Origin of the sequence: Novosphingobium sp. ST904 (assembly GCF_001298105.1) — a bacterium.
GTDB lineage: Bacteria > Pseudomonadota > Alphaproteobacteria > Sphingomonadales > Sphingomonadaceae > Novosphingobium.
The window spans coordinates 17,127-38,427 of the sequence record NZ_LGJH01000161.1; the positions used below are offsets into that span (position 1 = coordinate 17,127).

At 65.0% G+C, this 21,301-nt stretch carries 19 protein-coding genes, 1 other RNA gene and 5 pseudogenes; 16 read left to right on the plus strand and 9 right to left on the minus strand.

What is annotated here, in order from left to right; genetic code table 11:
* The first annotated feature begins 75 nt into the window (after positions 1-75).
* The 6 genes and pseudogenes from ADT71_RS35135 (at position 76) to ADT71_RS35150 (ending at position 4,705) form a co-directional block, all read left to right on the plus strand.
* Positions 76-1,194, plus strand: coding sequence for a cytochrome P450 (locus ADT71_RS35135; RefSeq protein ID WP_255351686.1), 1,119 nt, complete (start codon positions 76-78; stop codon positions 1,192-1,194).
* Positions 1,164-1,412: a cytochrome P450 gene (locus tag ADT71_RS35140; protein WP_255351687.1), complete on the plus strand. Its 249-nt coding sequence runs from the start codon at positions 1,164-1,166 to the stop codon at positions 1,410-1,412. Before ADT71_RS35135 ends, ADT71_RS35140 begins: the two co-directional genes overlap by 31 nt.
* Entirely contained in the window at positions 1,412-2,281 is an 870-nt protein-coding gene (locus ADT71_RS23150; protein ID WP_054440724.1) for an SDR family NAD(P)-dependent oxidoreductase, read from the plus strand. Before ADT71_RS35140 ends, ADT71_RS23150 begins: the two co-directional genes overlap by 1 nt.
* A 66-nt stretch (positions 2,282-2,347) precedes the next feature.
* The gene (locus tag ADT71_RS23155) at positions 2,348-3,178 is read left to right on the plus strand and encodes a TonB-dependent receptor plug domain-containing protein (RefSeq protein ID WP_054440725.1); all 831 of its coding nucleotides are present in this window, start codon (positions 2,348-2,350) and stop codon (positions 3,176-3,178) included.
* 17 nt (positions 3,179-3,195) lie between these two features.
* Positions 3,196-3,816, plus strand: a pseudogene (locus ADT71_RS35145) (TonB-dependent receptor domain-containing protein); the annotation flags it as partial.
* A 70-nt stretch (positions 3,817-3,886) separates the two neighbouring features.
* Positions 3,887-4,705, plus strand: coding sequence for a TonB-dependent receptor (locus ADT71_RS35150; RefSeq protein WP_156336769.1), 819 nt, complete (start codon positions 3,887-3,889; stop codon positions 4,703-4,705).
* Here ADT71_RS35150 and ADT71_RS23170 read toward each other — a convergent pair.
* From ADT71_RS23170 to ADT71_RS23185, 4 genes are all read right to left on the minus strand, one after another.
* The gene (locus ADT71_RS23170; RefSeq protein ID WP_054440731.1) at positions 4,693-5,484 is read right to left on the minus strand and encodes an alpha/beta fold hydrolase; all 792 of its coding nucleotides are present in this window, start codon (positions 5,482-5,484) and stop codon (positions 4,693-4,695) included. The genes ADT71_RS35150 and ADT71_RS23170 overlap by 13 nt on opposite strands.
* Before the next feature lie 44 nt (positions 5,485-5,528).
* Complete coding sequence (locus ADT71_RS23175) at positions 5,529-6,281, minus strand: SDR family NAD(P)-dependent oxidoreductase (RefSeq protein WP_054440733.1); 753 nt, start codon at positions 6,279-6,281, stop codon at positions 5,529-5,531.
* 77 nt (positions 6,282-6,358) lie between these two features.
* On the minus strand, positions 6,359-6,850 hold the full coding sequence (locus ADT71_RS23180) for a flavin reductase family protein (RefSeq protein WP_054440735.1): 492 nt from the start codon (positions 6,848-6,850) through the stop codon (positions 6,359-6,361).
* Positions 6,851-6,887: 37 nt separating this feature from the next.
* Positions 6,888-7,781 carry a LysR family transcriptional regulator gene (locus tag ADT71_RS23185; protein WP_054440737.1) on the minus strand — a complete coding sequence of 298 codons (894 nt, stop codon included), beginning with the start codon at positions 7,779-7,781 and terminating at the stop codon, positions 6,888-6,890.
* A gap of 158 nt (positions 7,782-7,939) precedes the next feature.
* Here ADT71_RS23185 and ADT71_RS23190 point away from each other — a divergent pair, with 158 nt between their 5' ends.
* From ADT71_RS23190 to mmsB, 6 genes are all read left to right on the plus strand, one after another.
* Complete coding sequence (locus ADT71_RS23190) at positions 7,940-9,433, plus strand: CoA-acylating methylmalonate-semialdehyde dehydrogenase (RefSeq protein WP_054440739.1); 1,494 nt, start codon at positions 7,940-7,942, stop codon at positions 9,431-9,433.
* Between the two features lie 72 nt (positions 9,434-9,505).
* Positions 9,506-9,988, plus strand: a complete 483-nt coding sequence (locus tag ADT71_RS23195; protein ID WP_054440741.1) for a hypothetical protein — start codon at positions 9,506-9,508, stop codon at positions 9,986-9,988.
* Between the two features lie 31 nt (positions 9,989-10,019).
* Positions 10,020-11,162 carry an acyl-CoA dehydrogenase family protein gene (locus ADT71_RS23200; protein WP_054440743.1) on the plus strand — a complete coding sequence of 381 codons (1,143 nt, stop codon included), beginning with the start codon at positions 10,020-10,022 and terminating at the stop codon, positions 11,160-11,162.
* 13 nt (positions 11,163-11,175) lie between these two features.
* Entirely contained in the window at positions 11,176-12,249 is a 1,074-nt protein-coding gene (locus ADT71_RS23205; protein WP_054440744.1) for an enoyl-CoA hydratase/isomerase family protein, read from the plus strand.
* Complete coding sequence (locus ADT71_RS23210) at positions 12,246-13,028, plus strand: enoyl-CoA hydratase-related protein (RefSeq protein ID WP_054440745.1); 783 nt, start codon at positions 12,246-12,248, stop codon at positions 13,026-13,028. Before ADT71_RS23205 ends, ADT71_RS23210 begins: the two co-directional genes overlap by 4 nt.
* Before the next feature lie 23 nt (positions 13,029-13,051).
* Positions 13,052-14,011, plus strand: a complete 960-nt coding sequence (gene mmsB, locus ADT71_RS23215; RefSeq protein WP_156336772.1) for a 3-hydroxyisobutyrate dehydrogenase — start codon at positions 13,052-13,054, stop codon at positions 14,009-14,011.
* 211 nt (positions 14,012-14,222) lie between these two features.
* Here mmsB and ADT71_RS23220 read toward each other — a convergent pair.
* The 4 genes and pseudogenes from ADT71_RS23220 to ADT71_RS23235 all read right to left on the minus strand — a co-directional run bounded on the left by ADT71_RS23220 (position 14,223) and on the right by ADT71_RS23235 (position 16,908).
* Positions 14,223-14,782, minus strand: a pseudogene (locus ADT71_RS23220) (NUDIX hydrolase).
* Positions 14,779-15,461: pseudogene (locus tag ADT71_RS23225) on the minus strand (TPM domain-containing protein). Before ADT71_RS23225 ends, ADT71_RS23220 begins: the two co-directional pseudogenes overlap by 4 nt.
* A gap of 420 nt (positions 15,462-15,881) precedes the next feature.
* A pseudogene (locus ADT71_RS35975) lies at positions 15,882-16,298 on the minus strand (YgcG family protein); the annotation flags it as partial.
* Between the two features lie 4 nt (positions 16,299-16,302).
* On the minus strand, positions 16,303-16,908 hold the full coding sequence (locus ADT71_RS23235) for a LemA family protein (protein ID WP_054440748.1): 606 nt from the start codon (positions 16,906-16,908) through the stop codon (positions 16,303-16,305).
* Positions 16,909-17,122: 214 nt separating this feature from the next.
* Between ADT71_RS23235 and mscL the strand changes: the two genes are divergently transcribed.
* The 3 genes from mscL (at position 17,123) to ADT71_RS23245 (ending at position 18,406) form a co-directional block, all read left to right on the plus strand.
* Positions 17,123-17,548 (plus strand): large conductance mechanosensitive channel protein MscL, encoded by a 426-nt coding sequence (mscL, locus tag ADT71_RS23240; RefSeq protein ID WP_054440750.1) that lies wholly within the window; start codon positions 17,123-17,125, stop codon positions 17,546-17,548.
* 45 nt (positions 17,549-17,593) lie between these two features.
* Positions 17,594-18,005: a transfer-messenger RNA gene (ssrA, locus tag ADT71_RS30680) on the plus strand.
* A 50-nt stretch (positions 18,006-18,055) separates the two neighbouring features.
* Positions 18,056-18,406, plus strand: a complete 351-nt coding sequence (locus ADT71_RS23245; protein WP_054440752.1) for a GFA family protein — start codon at positions 18,056-18,058, stop codon at positions 18,404-18,406.
* 114 nt (positions 18,407-18,520) lie between these two features.
* On the opposite strand, the pseudogene ADT71_RS23250 reads toward ADT71_RS23245, so the two are convergent.
* Positions 18,521-18,760, minus strand: a pseudogene (locus ADT71_RS23250) (hypothetical protein); the annotation flags it as partial.
* A gap of 360 nt (positions 18,761-19,120) precedes the next feature.
* Here ADT71_RS23250 and ADT71_RS23255 point away from each other — a divergent pair.
* Complete coding sequence (locus ADT71_RS23255) at positions 19,121-21,250, plus strand: malate synthase G (RefSeq protein WP_054440890.1); 2,130 nt, start codon at positions 19,121-19,123, stop codon at positions 21,248-21,250.
* The last annotated feature ends 51 nt before the right edge of the window (positions 21,251-21,301 follow it).

Sequence of the window (21,301 nt, forward strand, 5' to 3'; positions counted from 1 at the left end):
GGCCGTCGCCGCGCGGTCCATAGAACATGACAAGAGGCGGCACGAACCGCTGCATCAATTCACGGGACAGGGTACATGGCAACGTCAACGCAAATTGGGGCAAGCGAAGACCGGATCAGCGAGCGGCGGGAACTCACCGCCGAAGAGCAGGCGCTGCTGGGCAGCGGTTCGCTGGCCGATACCACGATCCAGGCGCAGCCTAACCCGTTCTACCGCGTCATGCGCCACGGCGATCCGATCCACTATGACGAGCGGCTCGGTTCCTGGCTGGTGACGCGGCACGAGGATATTGCGCAGATCCAGTCCGACCCGGTGACCTTCTCGGTGAAGCACGGCTATTCCGAACAGCAGGCGCGCGGGATGCGGGAGGAGTTTCAGGCTTACCTCGAAGAGCATGGCGGGGGCTATTTCCCGGACGCGATCATGTCCGATCCGCCCTATCACACACGCATCCGCAAGCTGATGGAGCAGGCCTTCACCGCGCACCGCGTGAAGGAACTGGAGCCGCGCATCACCGAAGTGGTGCGCGGGGTGATCGCCGATGTGGTGGCGCGCGGCGATGGCCGGTGCGATGCCGTAAAGGACATCGCGATTCCGCTGACCATCCGGGTGATCGTGGAGCAGCTCGGGCTCGATCAGGGCATGGAGGAGCAGATTTCGCGCTGGTCGGTCGCGGTCACCGCGCAGATCGGCGCGATGCAGAGCCGCGAGACGATGCTGGCCAATGCCGCGCAGATCGCGGAGCTTCAGCAATACCTGATCGCCAAGATGAGGCAGCGCGAGGCGAACCCGTCGGAAGACATGCTTTCCGATCTGGTTCATGCGCAAGTTACCAATGAGGATGGCGGCAAGGAGAAGCTGACCTTTGCAGAGGCCGTCTCGCTGGTGCGCGCCACGCTGATCGCGGGCAACGACACCACTGCGACCGCCATCGGCAACCTGTTCTACGTCCTCACCACGCGCCCCGGCATGGCCGAACTGCTGGAGAGCGTGGCGGACGACGATCGCCAGCTGGGTCGCTTCGTGGAGGAGCATTTGCGCGCCGAACCGCCGGTGCGCGCGCTCAGCCGCATGACCACGCGCGAAGTCACCGTGAACGGCACGACGATCCCGGCCCATGCGCATATGCTGCTGGTCTACGGATCGGGCAACGTGACGAGACGGTGTTCCCGGAGCCGCGCAAGTTCGATCTGACGCGCCCCAATCTCGGCCGCCACGTGGCCTTCGGCGGCGGCCCGCACCGCTGTATCGGGCTGGCGCTGGCGCGCATGGAAGTGAAGGTGGCCGCGCGGGAGATCGTCCGGCAGATGAAGAACCTGCGTCTCGCCATTCCCGAAAGCGCGATCCGCTACACGCCCACCGTCGCCACGCGCACCATCGAGTCGCTGCCGATCACTTTCGAGGCGCGCTGATGGAACTTGCGGGCAAAGTGGCGGTCGTGACCGGCGGCGCCAGCGGCATCGGCCGCGCCACCGTGGAACTGTTCGCGGCGGAGGGCGCAAAGGTCGTCATCGCCGATATCGCGGACGAGGCGGGAGAAGCGCTGGCGGAAAGGCTGGGCGCTTCGGCGGTCTATCAGCGCACCGACGTATCCGATCCGGCGGCGGTGGAGGCGATGATCGAGGCCGCCGTCTCCCGCTTCGGCGGGATCGACGTGCTGTTCAACAATGCGGGCATGTCCTGCGGCGCGTTTCCCAGCTTTCTGGACGATACGCTGGAGGATTTCGACCGGGTGATGCGCGTCAACGTGCTTGGGCCCATGCTGGGCACGCGCAATGCGGCGCGGATCATGGCGAAGGCAGGCCCAAATGGTCAAAAACGGGGCGGCGTGATCCTCAACAATGCCTCCATCGCCGGCACGCTCGCAGGCCATGCGATGATGACCTATCGCGCGTCGAAGGCGGCGCTGATCCAGTTCTCCAAGTCCTCCGCCATCGATCTGGCGCGGCACGGCATCCGGGTGAACTGCATCGTGCCGGGCCATGTGCGCACCGAATTGTCCTCGTTCGGAGAGAAGGGGGCCGAGAACGGCCTTGCCGCGCGGATCGAGGAGGGGGTGAATGCGGTCTACCTCTCCAACCAGCTCATCAAGCGGCGCGGAGAGCCGGAGGACGTGGCGCAAGTGGCGCTGTTCCTCGCCAGCGACCGTTCGCGCCACATGACCGGCGCGGTGATCCCGGTGGAAGGCGGCGTGACCGTGGGCGATCCGGTCAACCATCTGGAGCAGATATTCGACGCTCGCGCCGCGGCATTCGCGGCGATGGAGCGGCTCGACGGCTGAAGACCCCGAAGACGGGGCGAAGCATTGGAAGCGGTGGTGTGCCGCTTCCCGGGGAGGAGAGGGACCATGAGGAACTGGCTGAAGGCCGCGCTGGCGGCTGGAACGGTGCTGTCTGGAATGGACGGCGCCTATGCACAATCGCAGCAGGCATCGCCGGGCGGCGTTACGATCCACGAAGGCGATATCGTCGTCACCGCGCGGCGGCGTGACGAAAGCCTGTCCACCGTGCCGGCGGCGATCACCGCCCTCAATGCCACCGATCTGGTCGAGCGCGGGGTGAAGACCGATTCCGACCTGCAACGCATCGCGCCGGGCCTGACGATCCGCCAGACGCAGGGCAACAACTCGCTGACCTATTCGATCCGTGGGCAATCGGCGGATACGTTCTCGGGTTCGCCCTCGGCGGTGATCGCCTACCTCAACGAAGTGCCGCTGACGATCAACAGCGCTTCCTCGTTCTACGATCTCGAGAACGTGCAGGTCCTGAAAGGCCCGCAGGGCACGCTGTTCGGGCGCAATGCCACCGGCGGCGCGGTGCTCTACAATTCGGCCAGGCCCAGCGACAAGCTGGAGGCGGCGCTGACCGGCCGGGTCGGCAATTACGGCATGTGGGAAGGCGAGGGGATGCTGAACGTGCCCCTGCTGGCGGACAAGATCCTGCTGCGCGGCGCCTTCGACGTGATCCGCAAGGACGGCTACATCCGCAACCTGCTCAACGACGAGCGTCTGGGCGACATCCGCCGCGACAGTGGCCGTGTGACGCTGACGGTGGAGCCCACCGACACGATCAGCAACACCACCATGCTGCAATATACCAACACGCGCGCACCAATACCGGTGCGTCCTACACTTACAGCGTCTATTCCTGCGGCCAGACCAACAACGGCTTCGCGCTGACCTGCGGGGCAGGGCTGCTGTTCGGGCCGACGCTCGATTCCGTCGCCGGACCGGGCGCGTGGGAGGCTTATCTCGCCGCGCATCCGGATGCCTATGCGCCGGGCCTGATCGACTACGTGAACGAACAGCGCCGCATCGGGCCTTACAAGACGCGCCATCCCGGCGGGGCCAGCCACCATGGCAAGGACTGGTTCCTCACCAACACAACCGAAGTCGACCTGAGCGACAGCGCCAAGCTGCGCAACATCTTCGGCTGGTCGGATTCGAAAACCCGCTCCGAACAGCCTCAGCTCGGCGCGCCTTTCGTGACGATCCTGACCGCCAATGCCGCTGCGGGCGAGTTCGGAAACCAGCTGAAGGTCCGCTCCGTCTCCGAGGAATTGCAGCTGGTCGGCGATGCGATGGATGGCAAGCTGGACTATATCTTCGGCTATTACTTCCAGAAGCAGCGCAGCGACACGCTCTGGCCGCAGACCTATTTCGATGTCTCGCCGATCATTCCGCCCAGCTACGTCACCAACAACTTCCGCATCCGCAACCGGACCAATGCGGTCTACGGCCAGGTGTCCTATGCCGTGTTGCCGGACCTGAAGCTGACCGGCGGCCTGCGCTACACCTGGGAGCGGGTCTCGATCGCCCAGTTGCCCGGCGCGACCTATACTTACGGCGCGCGACCAGAAGAAGACCTTCTCCGATCCGTCATGGGAAGTGGGGCTGGAGTACAAGGTTTCGCCGGAGTGGTTCGCCTATCTCAAGACGCGCGGCAGCTTCCGTTCGGGCGGCTTCAACGGTGCGGCCCCGCCGGTCAACGCGACGGCTACCGATGGCGGCAACCTGTTCAATTCCGAACACACGCAGGATATCGAAGGCGGCCTGAAGTACGCCGGTGACGTGATGGGCCGCCCCGCGAACTTCGCCAGCGCCGTGTTCATCCAGTGGGTGCAGGATGTGCAGCGCGTGGAGTTCCCCGATCCGGATGGCCCCGGCGGGCTCGCCTCGATTGCGGTGACCGCCAATGTGCCTTCGGAACGCATCTGGGGCTTCGAGGCGCAGGGCAATCTCCGCCCGGCGACGTGGCTCGAACTGGGCGGTTCGGCGGCCTATACCAAGGCGACGTTCACGAACGGAAACATCGAACTGTTCGGCACGCCCTATTCCTATGGTCCGGTAGGCGATACGCCGGAGTTCTCCGGCACGGCCTATGCGCAAGTCTTCCTGCCGGTGGGTGAGGAGGCGGGCGAAGTCTCGCTGCGCGGCGACCTTTATGGGCAGACGGCGCAATACTTCTCCAATGCGGCCAACTCGATCGCGCCGGGAACGAAGCTGCCGGGCTATGTGCTGGTGAACGGGCGGCTCGACTGGAACGGGATCATGGGATCGGACTTCTCGGCCGCGCTCTTCGTCAAGAACGTGACCGACAAGGCCTATTTCGTCGGCGGCATGACGCTGGCCGCAGCGCTGGGCCACAATGCCGCTGCCGTGGGCGAGCCGCGCACTTACGGGCTGGAGATCCGCTACCGATTCTGAACGAAGGCGGTGATTTCCCCCGCCAGCCTGGCGGGAATTTCGAGGTTGAGCAGGTGGCCGGCGCCTTCATGGTCGATCCGCGACACCTGCTCGCTCGCAGCATCGATCAGGGCGGCCATGAGCCGGAAGTCCTCGGTGTCGCGGCTGCCGGTCAGCAGCAGGGTCGGCGTGGCGAGATCGGTCAGCCGCTCGGCCTCGGGCAGTTCCGGGCGCTGGTCGTCCTGTATCCATTGGCGGCCGTGAAAGGCTTCTATCCCGGCGCGGAGCCGCTGTGACTCCAGGCTTTCGCGCGTGGTTTCGAACAGGGGGTGATTCCACCAGAGCTCCCGGGCGGACGCGATATCGCCGCCCCGTGCGGCGCGGCCGATCGCTTTCCAGCGCTCGATCCAGTCCGCGCTCCAGGACCAGCCCAGCATGAGCGGGCTGACCATCACCAGCCGCCGCACGCGCTCCGGGTGGTTCAGGGCGAAGTTCAGCACGGTGCCCCCGCCAAGCGAGAGGCCGCACAGGTCTGCTTGCGCAATGCCGAGGGTTTCGAGCAGGGCGAGCAGGTCGTCCGAATGGGAGAACGGCACGCCGGGAGCGCCGGTGGAATCGCCGAAGCCGCGCTGGTCGTAGGCGATCAACGGAAGGTCGGCGGGCAGGGCGGCCACGATCGGCTCCCAGTCGTGCCGGGAGCCGCCGAAACCGTGGACCAGTACGAGCGGCGTCCCGGATCCCTCGCGGCGGTATCCCGAAAGCGTGGCTCCGCCGGTTTCGATGCTGAAGTCTTGCGTCATGCGCAGGAGGCTAGCGCGCCCGCACGCATGACGCACTGATCAAATCAGGCAGAGCCCATGTAGCGGCCGCCATTGGTGCTGATCGTCTGCCCGGTCATGTAGCTGGCTTCCTCGGAGGCGAGGAAAGCTGCCGCCGCCGCGATGTCCTCGACCTTGCCGAGGCGCTTGACCGGGAGGGACTTGCCATAGGCCTCGGCGTCGATCGGGGCCTGGCGCAGCATCGGCGTGTCGATCGAGCCGGGCGGGATCATGTTGGCGGTGATGCCGGTGCCGCCCAGTTCCATCGCCAGCGCCTTGGTCATGCCGAGCAGGCCGCCCTTCGACGAGACGTAGTGGCTTTGCGCAAAGGAGCCGGACTGGGTGGAAGAGGAAGTGATGTTGATGATCCGCCCCCACTGCGCCGCCAGCATGTCCGGCACGATTTCCTTGGTAACCAGCCACGGTCCCTTGAGGTTGATGCGGATCACCTTGTCGAACTCGTCCTCGCCGATATCCAGGAAAGGCGTGAAGGGTGCGATGCCGGCATTGTTGACGAGGATGGTGATCGGGCCGAACGTGCCGCGTGTTTCGTCGGCGGCGGCCTTGATCGCGGCCTTGTCCGAACAGTCGGCGGTGATCGCCAGGGCCTTGCCGCCGGCTTGCTCGATCAGCCGCACCGTTTCGGCCGCGCCTTCGGGATTGAGGTCCCATACGGCGATGGCGGCCTTGTCCTCGGCAAGGCGCAGCGCGATGCCGCGCCCGATGCCCGAGCCGCCGCCCGTGACGACGGCGACCTTGCCTTCAAGCGAACGTGTCATGAAATTCTCTCCCGCGGATGCACTCGATTTGCGCTGAACGGGTGAACAGCGAGCGCCCCGGGAGTCAAGAACCCTTGTTACATGCGTTCGGCGAAACCGCCGTAGCGGCCTTTGTGGAACAGCATGGGATCGTTCTCGCGCACTGCTTCCATGCGCAGCACTTCGCCCAGCACGAACCAGTGGTCGCCCGCTTCGGTTACCGAATAGAGGCGGCATTCGATCGCGGCGATCGAGTCCGCGATGATCGGCAGGTTATGGTCCGATACCGTATATTCCACGCCGACGAACTTCTGGTCGCCCTTGGCCGTGACGGCCCGGCAGACTTCTGTCTGGTCGCTGGCCATGACGTTGACGCAGAAATGCCCGGCCTTCTCGATCAGCGGCCAGGACGAGGACTTCCTGTCGGGGAAGAAGCCGACCAGTGGCGGATCGAGCGAAACGGAGGTGAACGAGCCGACGACCATGCCCGCGGGCTTGCCATCGTCGAGCGCGGTGATCACGCAGACGCCGGTCGGGTAGCTGCCCAGGACCTTGCGGAACTCGGCCGGGTCGATGGTGGTCGTGGTCACTGGGTCTGTCATCCTGTTACTGCGATGTTGCGACGCATCATGGCTTGAGAACTCCCTCCATCCGTCGGGCGGTTTCGTCAAGCCATTGGCGGAAGAGCGTCACCCGCGGAAGCTTGCGGATATCCTGGTGAGTCACGAACCAGAATGCGCGGGTTATCCGGCATTCGGGCAGGACCTGAACCAGTCTCGGATCGGAATCGGCCATGAAGCAGGGCAGGACGCCAAGCCCGCCGCCGCTGGCGACGAGACTGTGCTGCGCGGTGATGCTGGGCGAGCGGATCGCCGCCTTCAGGCCCGGCTGGATCTCGTCTAGATAGCGCAGTTCGGGCGAATAGAGCAGGTCGGGAATGTAGCCGACCATGGCATGGCCCTCCAGCAGGTCTGCCGGGCGCGCGGGGCTGCCGTGGGCATCGAGATAGTCCCGCGTCCCGTAGAGGGCGAGCGTGTAGTCCGAGAGCTTGTGCGCCACCAGCGGCCCGGTGCGGGGGCGGGAGAGCATGACAGCGACATCCGCCTCGCGCCGGGTCGGGCTGAGGAACCCGCTGCTGGCGACGAGATCGATGGCGAGGCGCGGGTGTTCAGCCTGGAATCCGGGCAGGTGCCGGGCAAGGAACCAGCAGCCGAATCCTTCCGACGTGCTGATGCGCAGGGTGCCGTAAAGGCCGTCGCTGCCCTGGGCGGGTTCGGTGATCCGGCCGGCTGCGCTGGCCATGGCCTCGACCGAGGAGAGCAGGGTTTCGCCTGCCTCGGTCAGTTCCTGGCCGCTGCGGGTCTGTTCGAACAGCGTGGTGCCGAGCGCGGCTTCAAGGCGGCGCAGGCGGCGTCCCACGGTGGTGGGGTCCACCCCGAGCAGCCGTGCCGCTCCCGCCAGTTGCCCCGCCCGGGCGATGGCGAGGAAGGCCTGGTAGTCGCTCCAGTCAATGGAATGCATCGTCAAGGTATCGTCACTGCGGAGAATTGTCCGTCCGGCTGCAAATGTGCAGTTATCGATGGCGTATTTTCAGCTTGCCTGCAAATCGGACCGGGACCACCTACCCCTCAAAGAGCGCTTGCGGGCGTTCGGGGAAAGAAATTGCGAAAGGATGAGGAATGCGGCTGATTGACCACTTCGTTGTCGGCGGAAGCGGCGGTTCGGCCGCCCGTCTGGGCGATGTCTTCAACCCCAGCACCGGGCAGGTCCAGGCCCAGGTCCCGCTTGGCGACAAGGCGCTGCTCGACCGTGCCGTGGCCACCGCCCATGCCGTGCAGCCCAAGTGGGCCGCCACCAATCCCCAGCGCCGCGCGCGCGTGCTGTTCAAGTTCAAGGAACTGATCGAACAGAACATGCAGTCGCTTGCCGAAATGCTCGCTTCCGAGCACGGCAAGGTGGTGGACGATGCCAAGGGTGACATCCAGCGCGGCCTTGAAGTGGTGGAGTTCTGCTGCGGAATCCCGCACATGCTCAAGGGCGAATACACGCAGGGCGCCGGTCCGGGCATCGATGTCTATTCGATGCGCCAGCCGCTCGGCGTCGGCGCGGGCATCACGCCGTTCAACTTCCCGGCGATGATCCCGCTGTGGATGTTCGCCCCGGCCGTGGCGGTGGGCAACACCTTCATCCTCAAGCCGTCCGAGCGCGATCCTTCGGTGCCGAACCGCCTCGCCGAACTCTTCATCGAAGCCGGCGCGCCGGAAGGCGTGCTGCAGGTCGTCCATGGCGACAAGGAAATGGTCGACGCGATCCTCGATCACCCCGGTATCGCGGCGGTCAGCTTCGTCGGGTCGTCGGATATCGCGCAGTACGTCTATTCGCGCGGCGTTGCCGCCGGCAAGCGCGTGCAGGCGATGGGCGGCGCGAAGAACCACGCCATCGTCATGCCGGATGCGGACATGGATCAGGCCGTCAACGACATCATGGGCGCAGCCTATGGCTCGGCGGGCGAGCGCTGCATGGCGCTGCCGGTCGCTGTCCCGGTGGGTGACGAAACCGCCGAAATTCTGCGCGAAAAGCTGGTCGCCGCGATCGACAAGCTCAAGGTCGGCGTGTCCAACGATCCCGAGGCCCAGTACGGCCCGGTCGTGACCGCGGTTCACAAGCAGAAGATCGAGAACTGGATTCAGACCGGCGTCGACGAAGGCGCGGAACTGGTCGTCGATGGACGCGGTTTCTCGCTTCAGGGTTATGAGGAAGGCTTCTTCGTAGGCCCGTCGCTGTTCGATCATGTGACGACAGAGATGAGCGCCTACAAGGAGGAGATATTCGGGCCGGTGCTTCAGATCGTCCGTGCCAGGAACTTTGAGGAAGCCCTGGAGCTTCCCACGAAGCACCAGTACGGAAACGGCGTCGCCATCTTCACCCGCAACGGTCATGCCGCGCGCGAATTCGTGCAGCGTGTGCAGGTCGGCATGGTCGGCGTGAACGTTCCGATCCCGGTGCCGGTCAGCTATCACAGCTTCGGCGGCTGGAAGCGTTCCGCCTTCGGCGACCACAACCAGTACGGCATGGAAGGCGTGCGCTTCTGGACCAAGGTGAAGACCGTGACCCAGCGCTGGCCCGATGGCGGCGCGGGTGACAGCGCCTTCATCATCCCGACCATGGCCTGAGGCCGACTGGCGGAACATGGGGGCTTGCGCGGGCGTTGCCTTGGCAATGCCGCGGAACGAAAAGGACGTTTGATGATGCAGATCAGGAACGCACTCGCCCCCATGGCCGCAGCCGCGCTGGTCCTCGGACTTGCGGCCTGTTCGAAGGAGCCGGCCGAGCCCGCCGCGCAGGAAACCGGCACCGCCGTGCCGCAGCCCACGCCGAGCAGCGCTGCCGGCACCGGGCCAGCGGTGATGCCCACCGCCATTCCCGGCGCCCTGCAGGGTCGCTGGGGGCTCGTCGACGCCGATTGCACCAGCAGCCGGGGCGACGCCAAGGGCTTGCTGACGATCAGCGGCGATACGCTGACCTTCTACGAATCGGTGGCGAAGCTGGCGACGATCAGGTCCGGTTCGCCTTCCTCGTTCAATGGTGAATTCGCCTTCACCGGGGAAGGGCAGAGCTGGAACCTTGACGTCGCGCTGACATCGCCCGACGGCGGCAAGACATTGATCCGCAAGGATACCGGACCGGACGCGATGCCCGGTCCGCTCACTTACACAAAGTGCCCCTGAGGGCACCTAACCGCACCTGACAGGGACAGAGATGACCGAACAGTTTGGGCTGACCGAGGACCAGCTTGCGATCCAGGAGACCGCGCGCAAGTTCACCGCCGACCGCATCACGCCTTACGCGGCCGATTGGGACGAGAAGCACCATTACCCGGTCGATGTCTGGAAGGCCGCCGGCGAACTCGGCTTCGGGGCGATCTACGTTTCGGAGGAAAGCGGCGGCATCGGCCTCGGCCGTCTCGACGCGGCGCTCATCATGGAGGCCATGTCCTACGGCTGCCCGGCGACCAGCGCCTATATCTCGATTCACAACATGGTCGCCTGGATGATCGATACTTTCGGCGACCAGCAGCTCAAGGACCGCTATCTTCCCGATCTGGTGACGATGGAGAAGATCGGCTCCTATTGCCTCACCGAACCCGGCTCCGGCTCGGATGCGGCGGCGCTCAAGACTTCGGCGCGGCTGGACGGCGACCATTATGTGCTCAACGGCACCAAGCAGTTCATCTCGGGCGGCGGCTACAATGATGTCTATGTCGTCATGGCCCGCACCGGCGATCACAAGTCGCGCGGGATTTCCTGTTTCGTGGTGGACAAGGACACGCCGGGTGTCTCCTTCGGCGCGCCTGAGAAGAAGCTCGGCTGGAACGCATCGCCCACCGCGCAGGTGATCTTCGAGGATGCCCGCATTCCGGTCGCCAACCGCGTCGGCGCCGAGGGCGACGGCTTCAAGTTCGCCATGGCCGGGCTCGACGGCGGCCGCCTCAACATCGGCGCCTGTTCGCTGGGCGGAGCGCAGCGCTGCCTCGACGAGGCGGTCCAGTACGTGAAGGACCGCAAGCAGTTCGACGTGGCCCTGGCCGAGTTCCAGAACACCCAGTTCCGCCTCGCCGAAATGGCGGCCGAACTGGAGGCAGCCCGTGCGCTGCTGTACCTCGCCGCAGGCAAGGTCACCGCCGGATCGCCCGACAAGACCCGCTTCGCCGCCATGGCCAAGATGATGGCCAGCGATACCGGCTCCTCGGTGGTCGACCGTGCGCTGCAACTGTTCGGCGGATACGGCTATCTTCGCGACTATCCCATCGAGCGGTTCTGGCGCGACCTGCGTGTCCATCGTATCCTCGAGGGAACCAATGAGGTCATGCGGATGATCATCGGCCGCGACCTCCTCAAGTAAGGGGCCCGAGGACATGACGACCGACCTGTTGAGCACCGAAGCCCTTGCCCGGGAACTGCTGACCCGCCGCGAGGGCGTGGCGGGCGTGATCTCGCTCAACCGACCCAAGGCGATCCATGCGCTGACTCTGGGCATGTGCGAATCGATGCGCGAATCGCTTGGTGAATGGGCCGGCGATCCGGGCGTGAAGGCCGTGATGATCGAGCATAGCGAGGGGCGCGGTTTCTGCTCGGGCGGGGACATCAACCTGCTGCGCCGTTCCGCGCTGGAGGATCACGGCGCGGCGGGGCGCAGGTTCTTCCACGAGGAGTACCGGCTCAACCACCAGCTCTTCACTTACGAAAAGCCGGTGGTTGCCTTCATGGACGGCGTGACCATGGGCGGCGGCGTCGGCATCTCGCAGCCGGCGCAGTTCCGCGTGGCGACCGAACATACCCGCTTCGCGATGCCCGAAACCGGCATCGGCCTGTTTCCCGACGTCGGCGGCGGCTGGTACCTTTCGCGTCTCGACGGCCGCCTCGGGCAGTTCCTGGCGCTGACCGGCGCCCGGCTGGACGGTGCGGAGTGTCTCTGGGCGGGCCTTGCCACGCATTATCTTCCCAGCGAAGCCCTGCCGGAAGCCAAGCGCCGCATCGCGGCCGGGCATGAAATCGGCGGCGTGCTCGGCGCCCTGTCGGCCAAGGCGCCGGAACCCAAGATCGCCGCGCACGAGGGCCAGATCCGCAGGCACTTCGCCTTCGACACGCTGGAGCAGGTGCTGGCCTCCCTGGAATCCGACCAGAGCGAGTGGGCCGCGCGCGAGCTTGCCACCTTGCGGACCAAGAGCCCGCAGGCCTGCAAGGTCTCGCTGCGCCAGCTCGCCACTTCGCTGACGCTGGATACCTTCGCCCGGAACATGGCGATGGAATACCGCATCGGCAGCCGGGTGATCGTGCTGCCCGATTTCGCGGAAGGCGTGCGCGCGGTGATCGTGGACAAGGATCATGCGCCGAAGTGGAATCCTGCGGCGCCCGAAGATGTAACCGAAGCGATGCTGGACGCGATCTTCGCGCCGCTGCCCCAAGAGGAGGAATGGAAGCCCCTATGAGCTATGAAACGATCCTGGTTGAAACGCGCGGCGCCGTCACTCTCATCACGCTCAACCGCCCGCAGGCGCTCAATGCGCTCAACTCGGTGGTGCTGGAAGAGCTGATCCGGGCCTTCGCGGCGTTCGAGGCGGACAAGACCCAGGGCTGCGCGGTGATTACCGGCGCGGGCGAGAAGGCCTTCGCCGCAGGTGCCGATATCAAGGAAATGGCCGACAAGCCGGGCGCCGAGTTCTATTCGGAGGACTTCTTTGCCGGTTGGACCAGCCATCTGGTCAAGGCCACGCGCAAGCCCTGGATCGCGGCAGTAAACGGCTTCGCGCTTGGCGGCGGGTGCGAGGTGGCGATGATGGCGGACTTCATCATCGCTTCGGAAAACGCGAAGTTCGGCCAGCCCGAGGTGAAGCTGGGCGTGGCGCCGGGCATGGGCGGTTCGCAGCGCCTGACCCGCGCAGTCGGCAAGTCCAAGGCCATGGACATGTGCCTCACCGGCCGCCTGATGGACGCCGCTGAAGCCGAGCGTTCGGGCCTCGTCAGCCGCGTGGTGCCGCTGGAGCAGCTTCTCGACGAAGCGCTCAAGGCCGCCGCCGCGATCGCGGCCATGCCGCCGCTTGCTGCGATGATGAACAAGGAACTGGTCAACATGGCCTTCGAGACGACGCTGGACACCGGCCTCGTCATGGAGCGCCGCATGTTCCAGGTTCTCACCGCCACCGAGGACAAGGCCGAAGGCATGGCAGCCTTCGTCGAGAAGCGTCCCGGAGTCTGGAAGGGCCGCTGACGCCGTTCCTGCTCGTCAAAGGTATGCACAAGGGCGCAACCCGATCCCGTTCCGGCCCATATCGTTCCGGCCGGCGGCGGGATGACAGTGGTGCGACCCAGGGAGAGAATGTCATGAAAATCGCCTTCATCGGACTCGGCAATATGGGCGGCGGCATGGCTGCCAATCTCGTGAAGGCGGGCCATGAGGTGCGAGCCTTCGACTTGTCCGCCGAAGCCGTAGCCAAGGCGGCGGAACAGGGCTGCGAGACGTTCGCCGCGGTCTCCCAGGCCGTAGAAGGTGTGGATGCGGTGGTGACGATGCTGCCGAACGGCGCGATCGTGCGCTCGGTCTATACGGCCGAAGTCTTCGGCCATGGCCCGCGCGGGGCGCTGTTCCTCGATTGCTCGACCATCGACCTTGAAACCGCGCGCGAGGTGGTGGGGCTGGCGCAGGCCGCCGGCTACGCGATGGCCGATGCCCCCGTATCGGGCGGCATCGCGGCGGCCAATGGCGGCACGCTGACCTTCATGGTCGGTGGCAGCTCAGACGTGTTCGAGCGCGCGAAGACGGTGCTCCAGCCCATGGCCAAGGCGGCGATCCATGCCGGGGATACCGGTGCGGGGCAGGTCGCCAAGATGTGCAACAACATGCTGCTGGCGATCCACATGATCGGTACCTGCGAGGCGCTGGCGCTGGCGGAAAAGGCCGGGCTCGATCCGCAGACGTTCTACGAGATCAGTTCCAAGGCCACGGGCTACTGCTGGTCGCTGAACGACTATACGCCGATGCCCGGCGTCGGCGCGGCGAGCCCGGCGGACAACGGCTATGCCGGGGGCTTTGCCTCCGCGCTGATGCTGAAGGACCTGCGGCTGGCGATGGCGGGCGCGGAAACCTCCGGCGCCGCGGTGCCGATGGGCGAACACGCGACGAAGATCTACGAGGCCTTCGTGGAGGCGGGGAACGGCGGTAAGGACTTCGGAGCGATCTTCACGACGCTGTGAAATCCTCCCTGCCGTCCTCGTCCTTCTTCCTCTCCAGCACGAAACGGGGCACGCGCAGGCCCTTGGTTCGACCGGTCAGATGATACTGCCGGCAAAGCGCGCAGCGATAGGGCCGCAAGGTAACGGCCGCTTTCGCTGCGCTTGCAGCGCTTCCGCCTCGGCGGCGTAGCGCCGCTTGCGCTGGCAGATGCCGAAGCGCGTTCGCATGGGTTCAGCCCAGCAGCCGCGCGCCCAGCAGCATGAGCAGCTTCACGTCGATGGCGTAGCCCTGCGTGCGCCACGCGGCGATCGCCTGTTCGATCCCGGCAAGTGGCACGCGGTGAACGACGATATCCTCGCTGTCCACGCCGCCGCCTTCGCCCACTTTCACAAGGTCATGCGCGCGGAACAGGGTGAAGCTTTCGCTGACCATGCCCGGCGAGGAATAGAATTCTCCCAGGTTTTCCATGCGGCCTGCGTGAAAGCCGGTTTCCTCTTCGAGTTCGCGGGCGGCGGCGACGCTGGCGTCCTCGTCGGCGCTGTCGTCATGGTCGCCGACGAGGCCGGCGGGCAGTTCGATGCAGCGCTTGCCGAGCGGCACGCGGTACTGGTCGACGAGGATCACATGATCCTCGGCGTCCACCGCAAGGATCACGGCGGCGCGGATGCGCGCGCGCGGCTGACATATTCCCAGCGGCCGCGCTTGCGGGTGGTGATGAACCGGCCCTGCCAGATCACTTCGTCCGGCGCGTCGGCATCGGGCGGCAGGGGAAGGGCGGAGATATCGGTCATATTTCGATCAGCCTGTCGGGAAGTTCGTTCACGTCGTCATCGGCGCGAGGGAAGTGCTGGGAAAGGATCGCGCGACTTTGCCGACCGCCACGATCATGCCGTCGCAAATGCGGCCTTCGCCGACATGGGCGAGCATGGCCGACATCGCCTTGCCCCAGACTTCGGGGTCGACCTTTTCGGCGATGGCGCGATCTGCGACGATCTCGGCGCGGTGCTCGCGCATGGAGAGGTAGATGAGCACGCCGGTACGGCCGGTGGTGCGCTGCTCGGCGCCGATGCGGAAGGCGCGAACGGCATGGGCATGGACGCGCATGGTCTTGATCTGCGGCGGAACCAGCCAGAACTTGAGCGGCTGCCAGAACTGGAGCAGCAGCATCGCCCCGAACTTGATCGCGGCCACGCCAGCCGCAAGGCCCAGCAGCATGCGCGGGGTCCACTCGTGGCCCCAATCGGCCAGCAGGCGCTCGTAAAGGCCCATGTAGAAGCCCGGCGCGATCACCAGCGCGCCCAGCGCGAGGAAGGCGACGATCGCCGACCATGCGAGCGCGACGTCGGTATAGCCGTCCGAACGGTCCGCCAGAACGGTGACGATCTCGCCGGCGCTGTGCATTTCGGCCTCGCCCACGGCCGCGCTGATGCGGTCACGGTCCTCGGCGGAAAGATAGACGGGTGTCGGCATAGTCTCAGTCCCCCTTACCAGCTTCCGCTCGCGCCGCCGCCGCCGAAGCTTCCGCCGCCGCCCGAGAATCCGCCTCCGCCTCCGAAGCCGCCACCGCCGCCCCAGCCGCCACCGCCGCCCCAGCGGTCGTTCGTCATCGTCGTTGCCGAAGCCGCCGGGCATCCAGATGATCGGGCCGCCGAAGCCGCCCCGCCGCCTGCCGCCGCCGCGCGCTTCATTGACCATGGGCATGACCACGAAGAAGACGATGATGAGGATGAACACGATAACGCCGAACGGGAAGCCGCCGCCGCTGTCCTTGCGCGCGGCATCGGCATCCGCCGCCACCTTGCGCGCCTGGTCGGGCGGCAGGGTGAGCTGCTTGACGAGAGCGTCGGTCCCTGCCTCGATGCCGCCGGGATAGTCGTCGGCCTTGAAGCGGGGGAGAATGTCGTTGTTGACGATGAGGAACGAGAGGCCGTCGGTGATGATCGGCTCAAGGCCGTAGCCGACCTCGATCCGCACCTTGCGCTCATTGGGCGCCACGATCAGCAGGGCGCCGGTGTTCTTGTCCTTTTCGCCTATGCCCCAGGCACGGCCGAGTTGATAGCCGTAGTCGGAAATCTCGTAGCCCTGAAGGCTGGGCAGGGTGACGACCACGAGCTGGCGGCCGGAGTTCTTCTCCAGCGCGTCGAGCTTCTGCGTGAGCCGGGCTGCGACTTCGGGCTGCAGGAGATGGGCATCGTCGACGACGCGGCCGGTCAGTTTCGGAAACGTGGGCTCGGCGGCTGCATGCTGGGCAAGCAGCGCGCCGAACGCCAGGAGGATGGCCGCGAAGACGGCCCTGAAACGTGTCACGTTATCAGATCTTGCCTTCGAGGCTCGGCGCGACGTCCGCCCCCGGGGTGGCCGCCTGATAGGGAACCAGCGGGTCCGCGCCGCGCAGCTTGGCGCCGATCATGGTCGGGAACGTGCGGACTTCGGTGTTATAGTCCTGAACCGAGGCGTTATAGTCGCGCACGGCGATGCGGATGCGGTTTTCCTGGCCCTCGATCTGGGTCTGGAGCATCTGGTAGTTCACGATCGACTTGAGGTCGGGATACTGTTCGACGCTGACCAGCAGGCGCGACAGGCTCTGGCCGAACTGCGATTGGGCGGCCTGGAACTGCTGCATCTTGGCAGGATCGTTCAGGTCTTCCGCATTGACCTGTACGCTGGTCGCCTTGGCGCGCGCCTCGACCACGCCGGTCAGGATTTCCTTCTCCTGCGTTGCGGCGCCCTTGGCCACGGCGGCGAGGTTGGGAACGAGGTTGGCGCGTTCCTGGAAAGCGGCCTGGACGTCGGCCCACTTGGCCTTGGCGGCTTCCTGCTTGGTCGGGACCGAGTTGAAGCCGCAAGCCGCCAGCGAAAGCGCTGCCGCAAGGGCCAGCACGGCGCGGCTCTTGCGGGCCAGGTTGGAAAGGGTCATGCGTGATCCTCCTGATCGGCGCGGCCAAGGAGCCACGCCTGTTGTCCGCATAGATAGCAGGCGGAGGTCCCGGTTCAAGGACAGTCGCATTGCGCGGCCACGATGAACATCGCGGCGCAACCTATTGTTACAGGACCGATTGTTACAAAAGGTCCGATGTGGCAGGTTCGCGCAGCCGCCCGTGGACGGAACAGGATCGAGGGGAAAACGACCCATGCTTCAGGAATTCAAGACTTTCATCGCGCGTGGCAACGTGCTCGACCTCGCCGTCGGTGTGATCATCGGCGCGGCTTTCGGCAAGATCGTCGCCTCGCTGACCGACGACGTCATCATGCCGTTTATCGGCCTCATCACCGGAGGCATCGATTTCAGCAACAAATTCGTCGTGCTGGGCACCGTTCCGGCCGGCTATACCGGCCCCATGACTTACGCAGGGCTCAAGGCGGCAGGTGTCGCCATGTTCGGCTATGGTGCGTTCCTCACGGCGATCATCAACTTCCTGATTCTCGCTTTCGTCATCTTCTTGATCGTGCGCCAGGCCAACCGCCTGCTGCCCAAGAAGGAAGAGCCCGCGGCGCCCACCGGCCCCACCGAAGTCGAACTCCTGGCGGAAATCCGGGACGCGCTTAAGAAGGACTGAGGCTGAAAAATCCTCTGTGAATTGCAGAAGGGCGGGGTCATTCCCGCCCTTTTCTTTTCCGGCCGGCGCCCTATATGAGGTTCCGCCGGTTTCGACCGGATATGATGATAAACTGCGCCGTATAATAGGCACAGCGGACCCGGGGGCGGTACCCGGCGGCTCCACCATCACCCGTTCCTTCGGAGTTTTCCGGTGGGACAGCCCTGTTGTCGCAGGGGTGATGACGGGGCCGAACTAGGATCGACGTGTGTTGAAAAGCGGTGTTTTCATTCGGGCTGAGTAACCCGTTCAAGGCTCAAAACTCACAAGTGCCAACGACAACGAAGCACTCGCTCTCGCCGCGTAATTCTAGGGGCTAACGCCCTGACGTTACAAAGCTAAAGCGCGGTTGGACCCACCGGGCAACAGAAGGGATTCCAGGGGTTCGGGGTGTACCTTGCAACAGAAACACCCCACCTTCCCGGCCTGAAACATGCAGGCGGGCAACCTTGGAGAAGGGGAAGCGGAATGGCTTATTCCGGCAGTTGCCATTGCGGCGCCGTGTCCTTCACCGTCGATGCCGATCTTCCTTCCGAAGCGATGAGCTGCAATTGCTCGCATTGCCGCCGCAAGGGTTTTCTCCTGACATTCGTGCCCGAGGATGCGCTTGGAATTTCCAGTGGCGAGGACGCGTTGCGGGAATATCGCTTCTACAAGCACAAGATCGTGCACCGTTTTTGCACAACTTGCGGGTGCCAGCCTTTCGCCGGTGCGCAAGGGCCGGATGGCACGCCGATGGCTGCCATCAACTTGCGCTGCGTGCCCGAGGCGGACCTTGGCAAGCTGGCGATCAGGCCGGTGGACGGCGCGAGTTTCTGAGATTTCCCGTCAGGCTGCGTCCGGCCTTGCCTGTCCAGCGATCTGGCCCGGAGCCTGAGCGGTTATCAGGGCAGGGGCACCGCTGTCCTCCGGTTCGGATGTGGTTTCGAGCTTGGCCAGTTCGACCTTTGCGGCGTTTTCGGCTTTCTCGTACTTGATGCAGTCGAGAATTTTGGCGCCTGCCATGAAGACGGCGCCCGTGCACGCCAGGAACAGCAGCTTCCCGCCCCAGCCGGGAAAGCGCGTGATGTACACGCTGCCGCGTTCCACGGCGCCAAGCGCAAGGGCGTAGATGATCATGAACGCTTCCCAGCGTGTCTTGATCACGAACAGTCGGCTGAGTTTCTGAAATATTCCCGGTTTTCGAAACATTCCCATCCTCACGTCCTGCCCGGCTTGCGAAAAGGCCCGCCTGAACCAGGGGCAACCCACTGGCGCCGCCGGGCGCCATTACGTTATCCGGTTCAGCAACACCCGTGCCAACCGCGTGTTCCCGCGCGGCTTTCGAGCAGGGTGAATGTCCTATGTAAGTTATTCCGACGCAAGCTGTAAGCTGATCCGACGTGGTGCCACTTTGGACCGTAAATGGCGCATGTTGCCATTCCCGCCGGGATGCGGCATAGGATAGGCATCCTCCCCAGGACAGTCTTGAAAAGAATTGTCACGGTCGCCGCTCGCCCGATGGGCCTGCGCGCGCAAGGAATGCGAGGAATGATGACTGACAGCGTTGAACGTTCGGGCCTCCGGGTCGACGCCGCACTGGTGCGCTTCGTCGAGGATGAGGTTCTGGCCCCCATCGGGCAGGATGCAGGTTCGTTCTGGCTCGGATTTGCCGATCTGCTGGCCAATTTCGCGCCGCGTAACCGGGCCCTGCTCGAAACGCGCGATGCCTTGCAGGCCCGCATCGATGAATGGCATGGCGCGCGCGCCGGCCAGCCGATCGAACAGGAAGCCTATCAGCAGTTCCTGCGCGAGATCGGCTATCTCGTGCCCGAACCGGGCGATTTCACCATCGGTACGCGCGGCGTCGATGCGGAAATCGCGACGATGGCGGGGCCGCAACTGGTCGTTCCCGTGCTCAATGCCCGCTTCCTGCTCAATGCCGCCAATGCGCGCTGGGGCAGCCTTTACGATGCCTTCTATGGTACGGACGCGCTCGATGCCGCTCCGGCGCAGGGCAGGGGCTATGATCCGGTTCGCGGTGCCGCAGTGATCGCGGCGGGGCGCGCATTCCTCGATCAGGCTCTGCCGCTGGCATCGGGAAGCTGGGTGGATGCCACCGGTTTCGAAGCAATTCTGGCCGATCCGGCGCAGTATGTCGGGCAGACGGCGCAGGGGCGGCTCTATCGTTCGAACGGCCTTGCCATCGAGATCGTCGTCGATCCTGAAACCGAAGTCGGCCGGTCCGACAGGCTGGGCATTTCCGACATCGTTCTCGAAGCGGCGCTCACGACTATCGTCGATCTGGAGGATTCGGTCGCGGCGGTCGATGCCGAGGACAAGCTTGCGGCCTATGCCAATTGGCTGGGCGTCATTCGCGGCGACCTGGTCGAGACTTTCGAGAAAGCCGGGAAGGTCCAGACCCGCGAGCTTGCCGGCAACAGGCAAGTAACCACGCCTTCCGGCGAAGCGTTCGAGCTGTCGGGGCGGAGCCTGCTGTTCGTCCGCAACGTCGGCCACCTCATGACCAATCCGGCGATCCTCCTGCCTGACGGCTCCGAAATTCCCGAGGGGATCATGGACGCGGTGCTGACCAGCGCCATCTCCGCGCAGGACGTGAAAGGGCTGACCCGCTTCGGGAACAGCCGCGAAGGCTCGATCTATATCGTCAAGCCGAAGATGCACGGGCCGCAGGAATGCGCCTTCACCAACGACCTGTTCAACGCGGTCGAAGACCTGCTGGGCCTGCCACGCCACACGATCAAGGTCGGCGTCATGGACGAGGAACGGCGCACCTCGGCGAACCTGGCGGCCTGCATCCATGCCGTGAAGGACCGTATCGTCTTCATCAACACCGGCTTCCTCGATCGCACCGGCGACGAGATTCACACATCGATGCGGGCCGGGCCGATGATCCGCAGGAGCGCGATCAAGGGATCGGCCTGGATACAGGCCTATGAGAAGCGCAATGTCGCCATCGGGCTGCGCCACGGGCTTTCCGGCATCGCGCAGATAGGCAAGGGCATGTGGGCCGCGCCAGACATGATGCGGGACATGCTGGAGCAGAAAGTGGGCCACCCCAGGACCGGCGCCAATACGGCCTGGGTGCCGTCACCCATCGCGGCCACGCTCCACGCAATGCATTATCACGCGGTGGACGTGTTCGGCCTGCGCAAGGAAATGGAAGGCGCAGAAATTCCCTCCCTTGATCTGCTGTTGCAGGTGCCGCTGGCAGATGGCGCGAATTGGTCGGAGGAAGAAGTTCGCGAGGAACTCGACAACAATGCGCAGGGGCTGCTGGGCTATGTCGTACGCTGGATCGATCAGGGCGTCGGCTGTTCCAAGGTTCCTGACATCGATGACGTGGGGCTGATGGAAGACCGCGCCACGCTGCGGATCTCCAGCCAGCACATCGCGAACTGGCTGCTGCACGGCGTCTGTTCCGAAGCGCAGGTACTCGATTCACTGCACCGGATGGCGGCCAAGGTCGATGCGCAGAATGCCGGCGATCCGCTCTATGAACCGATGGCGGGCAATTGGGATGCTTCGCTGGCATTCCGCGCCGCCTGCGACCTCGTGTTCAAGGGCGTGGCCCAGCCCAACGGCTATACCGAGCCACTGCTCCACGCATGGCGCCGGAAGAAGAAAGTACTGGTTTCGGATAAGTTTTTCGCTGCAGCCTGAACCGATCTTAACTTTAAATTGAGCTATTCCCTCCTAGCGTCTAACGGGAAA

What these genes read in the sequence shown, in the direction of transcription:
- ADT71_RS23255 (WP_054440890.1), top strand. Translation starts at nt 19,121, where the DNA reads ATGACTGACAGCGTTGAACGTTCGGGCCTCCGGGTCGACGCCGCACTG.
- ADT71_RS23155 (WP_054440725.1), top strand. Translation starts at nt 2,348, where the DNA reads ATGAGGAACTGGCTGAAGGCCGCGCTGGCGGCTGGAACGGTGCTGTCT.
- ADT71_RS35135 (WP_255351686.1), top strand. Translation starts at nt 76, where the DNA reads ATGGCAACGTCAACGCAAATTGGGGCAAGCGAAGACCGGATCAGCGAG.
- ADT71_RS23190 (WP_054440739.1), top strand. Translation starts at nt 7,940, where the DNA reads ATGCGGCTGATTGACCACTTCGTTGTCGGCGGAAGCGGCGGTTCGGCC.
- ADT71_RS23205 (WP_054440744.1), top strand. Translation starts at nt 11,176, where the DNA reads ATGACGACCGACCTGTTGAGCACCGAAGCCCTTGCCCGGGAACTGCTG.
- ADT71_RS23245 (WP_054440752.1), top strand. Translation starts at nt 18,056, where the DNA reads ATGGCTTATTCCGGCAGTTGCCATTGCGGCGCCGTGTCCTTCACCGTC.
- ADT71_RS23195 (WP_054440741.1), top strand. Translation starts at nt 9,506, where the DNA reads ATGATGCAGATCAGGAACGCACTCGCCCCCATGGCCGCAGCCGCGCTG.
- ADT71_RS23150 (WP_054440724.1), top strand. Translation starts at nt 1,412, where the DNA reads ATGGAACTTGCGGGCAAAGTGGCGGTCGTGACCGGCGGCGCCAGCGGC.
- ADT71_RS23170 (WP_054440731.1), bottom strand. Translation starts at nt 5,484, where the DNA reads ATGACGCAAGACTTCAGCATCGAAACCGGCGGAGCCACGCTTTCGGGA.
- ADT71_RS23235 (WP_054440748.1), bottom strand. Translation starts at nt 16,908, where the DNA reads ATGACCCTTTCCAACCTGGCCCGCAAGAGCCGCGCCGTGCTGGCCCTT.
- mscL (WP_054440750.1), top strand. Translation starts at nt 17,123, where the DNA reads ATGCTTCAGGAATTCAAGACTTTCATCGCGCGTGGCAACGTGCTCGAC.
- mmsB (WP_156336772.1), top strand. Translation starts at nt 13,052, where the DNA reads ATGCACAAGGGCGCAACCCGATCCCGTTCCGGCCCATATCGTTCCGGC.
- ADT71_RS23200 (WP_054440743.1), top strand. Translation starts at nt 10,020, where the DNA reads ATGACCGAACAGTTTGGGCTGACCGAGGACCAGCTTGCGATCCAGGAG.
- ADT71_RS23210 (WP_054440745.1), top strand. Translation starts at nt 12,246, where the DNA reads ATGAGCTATGAAACGATCCTGGTTGAAACGCGCGGCGCCGTCACTCTC.
- ADT71_RS23175 (WP_054440733.1), bottom strand. Translation starts at nt 6,281, where the DNA reads ATGACACGTTCGCTTGAAGGCAAGGTCGCCGTCGTCACGGGCGGCGGC.
- ADT71_RS23185 (WP_054440737.1), bottom strand. Translation starts at nt 7,781, where the DNA reads ATGCATTCCATTGACTGGAGCGACTACCAGGCCTTCCTCGCCATCGCC.